At 60.1% G+C, this 4,093-nt stretch carries 4 protein-coding genes; all 4 read left to right on the plus strand.

Features of this window, described 5'->3' with window-relative positions:
- Positions 1-156: 156 nt before the first annotated feature.
- The 4 genes from L0H65_RS15705 (at position 157) to L0H65_RS15720 (ending at position 3,942) form a co-directional block, all read left to right on the plus strand.
- Entirely contained in the window at positions 157-804 is a 648-nt protein-coding gene (locus L0H65_RS15705; protein ID WP_301460020.1) for a DsbA family protein, read from the plus strand.
- A 3-nt stretch (positions 805-807) separates the two neighbouring features.
- Entirely contained in the window at positions 808-1,941 is a 1,134-nt protein-coding gene (locus L0H65_RS15710) for a CaiB/BaiF CoA-transferase family protein (protein ID WP_301460021.1), read from the plus strand.
- 188 nt (positions 1,942-2,129) lie between these two features.
- Complete coding sequence (locus tag L0H65_RS15715) at positions 2,130-2,738, plus strand: CDP-alcohol phosphatidyltransferase family protein (protein ID WP_301460023.1); 609 nt, start codon at positions 2,130-2,132, stop codon at positions 2,736-2,738.
- 19 nt (positions 2,739-2,757) lie between these two features.
- The gene (locus tag L0H65_RS15720; RefSeq protein ID WP_301460025.1) at positions 2,758-3,942 is read left to right on the plus strand and encodes an ABC transporter substrate-binding protein; all 1,185 of its coding nucleotides are present in this window, start codon (positions 2,758-2,760) and stop codon (positions 3,940-3,942) included.
- The last annotated feature ends 151 nt before the right edge of the window (positions 3,943-4,093 follow it).

A 4,093-nucleotide genomic window follows, 5' to 3' on the forward strand; every position in this document is an offset into this window, starting at 1 on the left:
TTCGCCCGCCCCCAAAGCACCCGAAGCCCCCGCTCCCGCGATAAAGGCAGAGGCAAGCCGCGCCGCCAGCGCTCATCACGACAATGCGTTGCGCGAAGCCCTTGAAACTTTGACGCAAAACTTCTTATCTCGTGCGAAATCACAAAGAGGCCGACCATGAACAGAAGAGACTTCACCGCCGCAATGGCCGCTGCCCTTGCCCTGTCCGCACTGCCGCTTTGGGCGCAAACCGCGCCTGACACTTCAAGCGCAACTGAAACCGCGACCGCAACACTGCCGGATGTGCCGGACATGACCCTCGGCAACCCGGACGCGAAAGTGGTGTTAACCGAATACGCGTCCTACACCTGCCCGCATTGCGCGCATTTCCATGACGAGGTTTTCGTCAACCTCAAGCGCGACTACATTGACACCGGCAAGATCAAATTCGTCTTCCGGGAAGTTTTCTTTGATCGTTACGGGCTTTGGGCCGCGATGCTGGCGCGCTGTGGTGGCGATATGCGCTACTTCGGGATTCAGGATATCCTGTTTTCGACCCAGCGGGACTGGGCGGCGTCCGATGATCCGGCGACGGTGATCGACAATCTGCGGCGCATTGGTCGGACTGCCGGGATGGACGATGCGGAAATGGATAAGTGCCTGAATGACGGGGCAATGGCGCAGGCAATGGTTAACAAATACCAGGCCGATACCAAGGCCGATAATATTGACAGCACCCCGTCGCTTATCCTCGACGGAAAGAAGTACAGCAACATGAATTATGCTGACCTGAAAGCGTTGCTTGACGCCGAACTGGCGAAATAAGCCATGACAGCGCCGCTGCAAGGTTTGAAGGTCATTGAACTCGCCCGGATTCTGGCCGGGCCATGGGCCGGCCAGACGCTGGCCGATCTGGGCGCGGATGTGATCAAGGTGGAAGCTCCGGAAGGCGATGATACGCGTCGCTGGGGGCCGCCCTTTGTCGAACGGGAGGGTGATCGCTCCGCCGCCTATTTCCACGCGACGAACCGAGGGAAGAAATCGGTCACCGTGGATTTTCGCAGCGCCGAAGGGCAGGAGACCGTGCGCCGCCTCGTGGCGGACGCCGATGTGGTGATTGAGAATTTCAAAGTTGGCGGCCTCGCGAAATACGGGTTGGACTATGTCAGTCTTGCGGCGGTCAACCCGCAACTCATCTACTGTTCAATCACCGGCTTCGGCCAAACCGGGCCCTATGCCCATCGCGCGGGCTATGATTTCATCATACAGGGCATGTCTGGCCTGATGTCGGTCACGGGGGAGCCGGAGGGCCAGCCGCAAAAGGTCGGCGTGGCAGTGACGGATATCTTCACCGGGGTCTATGCCGCAACTGCGATTTTGGCAGCGGTGCATCAGCGCGGCCCCTCTGGCAAAGGCCAACACATCGACATGGCGCTTCTGGACGTGGCAACAGCGATCATGGCCAATCAGGCGATGAACTACCTGACCACCGGAAAAGCGCCGGGCAAGATGGGCAACGCCCACCCAAATCTTGCGCCTTATGCGGTGTTTGACTGCGCCGACGGTTGGATCATCATCGCCACCGGGAATGATGGTCAATACCGCCGCCTTTGTGACCTTCTTGGCCTTTCGGCGATGGGCACCGCACCGGAATTTGCCACCAACGCCGACCGCATCGCCAACCGCGTGGCCATGACCGAGGCGCTGAGCCGCGCCACCCGGCAGCGGGACAAGGTGGATCTGTTGGCGGCTTGCGAGGCAGCGGGCGTCCCCGCCGGTCCGATCAATGACCTCGCAGAAGTGTTCGCTGATCCGCAGGTGATCGCGCGCGGTTTGAAAATCACACCGGAAGGCCTGAATGGCGTTCGCTCCCCGATGACGTTCTCCGGCGCAGAATTGGCGCTAAGCCGCCCCGCGCCCAAATTGGGCGAACATCAGGCTGAGATTCTGGGCAAGGACTGAAGCCCCCATGTCTTCTCTGTGAAAAATATCCTCGCCGAAGGCACCCGCCGCGTCACGACAGGGCGACCGGGTTGGTGCAAGCTCACCGTATCCTGACAGTATTGTGCGCAGTTGTAACACCACAGGGGGCTGACAGGTCGGCGCGCACTGCGTAAGCCTTGTCCAATCAGACCAGAAGGCAAACTCCGATGATTGATGCCGCTCTTTTGCCCCCACTGCATGCTGTGCTGAATGCCCCTGCGCGGGCGCTGGTCACGCGCGGTGTCAAAGCCGATCAGGTCACGCTTGCCGGGTTCTGCATCGGGCTGTTGGCCCTGCCTGCGCTGTGGCTCGGTATGTTCGGCGTGGCACTTGTTTTGATCCTGTTGAACCGGTTGGCTGATGGCCTCGACGGAATCATGGCGCGGCAGGTGGGGGAGAGTGATCGCGGCGCGTTTCTCGACATCGCGCTCGATTTCGTGTTTTACGCCACCGTACCGCTCGGCTTCGCCGTCTCGGACCCGCAAAACGCGCTGGCGGCCGCCGTGCTGATTACGGCTTTTGTCGGCACCGGCTCCTCCTTTCTGGCTTTCGCGGTGATAGCGGCGAAACGCGGTATGCGAGCAGAGGATCACGCGGCAAAAGGCATCTTTTATCTTGGCGGTTTGACCGAAGGCGCTGAAACCATCGCCTTTTTCATCCTGATCTGCCTTTGGCCGGGTCTTTTTGTACCTTTGGCCTATATCTTCGCAATGGCCTGTGCCGTGACGACCTTGATGCGCTGGCGGCAGGGCTGGCGCGTGTTTTCCGGCCCATGACTCGACAGAAGGATAATTTATGCGCAGTTTCCTGATCGCAGCCCTAAGCCTATGTTTGGCCGCACCGGCTTTGGCCGACTGGCAGCAGACGCTGGACGCTGCACGCGGCCAGACGGTCTACTGGAACGCTTGGGGTGGGGATGCCCGCACCAATGCGTTCATCGGCTGGGTCGGGGAACAGACGGAGGCGCAATACGGCGTCAAGGTGGTGCAGGTAAAGCTGACCGACACCGCGACGGCTGTGACACAGGTGATTTCCGAAAAAGCAGCGGGAAAGGATAGCGGCGGCGCGGTAGATATGATCTGGATCAACGGGCCGAATTTCCTGTCGATGAAGCAGCAGGGCTTGCTGTACGGGCCGTTTGCGAATGATCTTCCGAACGCGCAATATCTTGACCTCTCGCCCACATCCGCCGCCTCGGTTGATTTCACGGTGCCGGTCGACGGTTACGAATCGGCCTGGCGTCTGGCGCGGTTCGTTTTCAACTACGACAGCGCGGTGGTGACCGATCCACCAAAGACCATGGCCGGTTTTCTGAACTATGCCCGCGCCCATCCAGGACGGGTGACGCATCCCGATGTCAGCAATTTCATGGGTGCCACGTTCCTGAAACAGTCGCTGATCGAATTTGTGCCAGACAAATCAGTGCTGCAAGCGCCGGTGACCGATGAAGCGTTTGCGGCGACGGTCGCGCCGCTTTGGGCATGGTACGACGAATTGCGCCCTTTGATGTGGCGTGAAGGTGCGACCTTCCCCGAAAATCAATCGGTGCAACAGCAGATGCTCAACGATGGAGAGGTGGATTTCGGGGTTTCCTTTGATCCTGCCTCGGCGGCCGGGGCAATTGCCGAAGGGCTGCTGCCGGAAACGGTCCGGGTGTTCGTGCCGGAAGGTGGCTCCATCGGCAACATATCCTTCGTCGCGATCCCCTATAACGCCGCACATCGCGAAGGGGCGGAGGTGGTGGCGAATTTCCTGCTTGATCCGGCCACGCAGGCTCATCAGCAGAATATAGAGGTTCTGGGCAGTTTCTCGGTACTTGATCCGGAAAAACTCACTGCCGAACAAACGGGCGTCTTTGCGGCGCTGCCTTCTTCCCCGGCTTTGCCGAAACGCGACGATCTTGGCCCAACACTGCTGGAGCCACATGCAAGCTGGATGACCAGAGTGGTGGAGGCCTGGGGCCAGCGCTACATCAAATGAAACCGGAAGGCGGCGCGCTCCGGGCTGTTGTTGCTTTCTTGCTTTTTGGCGTCGTGCTGGTGCCGATTGCGGCGGGTCTGGTGCAGACCGCCCGCGGTGCGTTCGGCATGTTGCCAGCGATTGGCGCGAAGGAGTGGTCGCTTGCACCGTG

The organism is Pseudorhodobacter sp. (assembly GCF_030452865.1).
In the GTDB taxonomy this organism is placed as follows: Bacteria; Pseudomonadota; Alphaproteobacteria; order Rhodobacterales; family Rhodobacteraceae; genus Pseudorhodobacter.

Bases quoted from the DNA above. Each gene is read 5' to 3' on its own strand.
- L0H65_RS15705 (WP_301460020.1), top strand. From the start codon at position 157: ATGAACAGAAGAGACTTCACCGCCGCAATGGCCGCTGCCCTTGCCCTG.
- L0H65_RS15710 (WP_301460021.1), top strand. From the start codon at position 808: ATGACAGCGCCGCTGCAAGGTTTGAAGGTCATTGAACTCGCCCGGATT.
- L0H65_RS15715 (WP_301460023.1), top strand. From the start codon at position 2,130: ATGATTGATGCCGCTCTTTTGCCCCCACTGCATGCTGTGCTGAATGCC.
- L0H65_RS15720 (WP_301460025.1), top strand. From the start codon at position 2,758: ATGCGCAGTTTCCTGATCGCAGCCCTAAGCCTATGTTTGGCCGCACCG.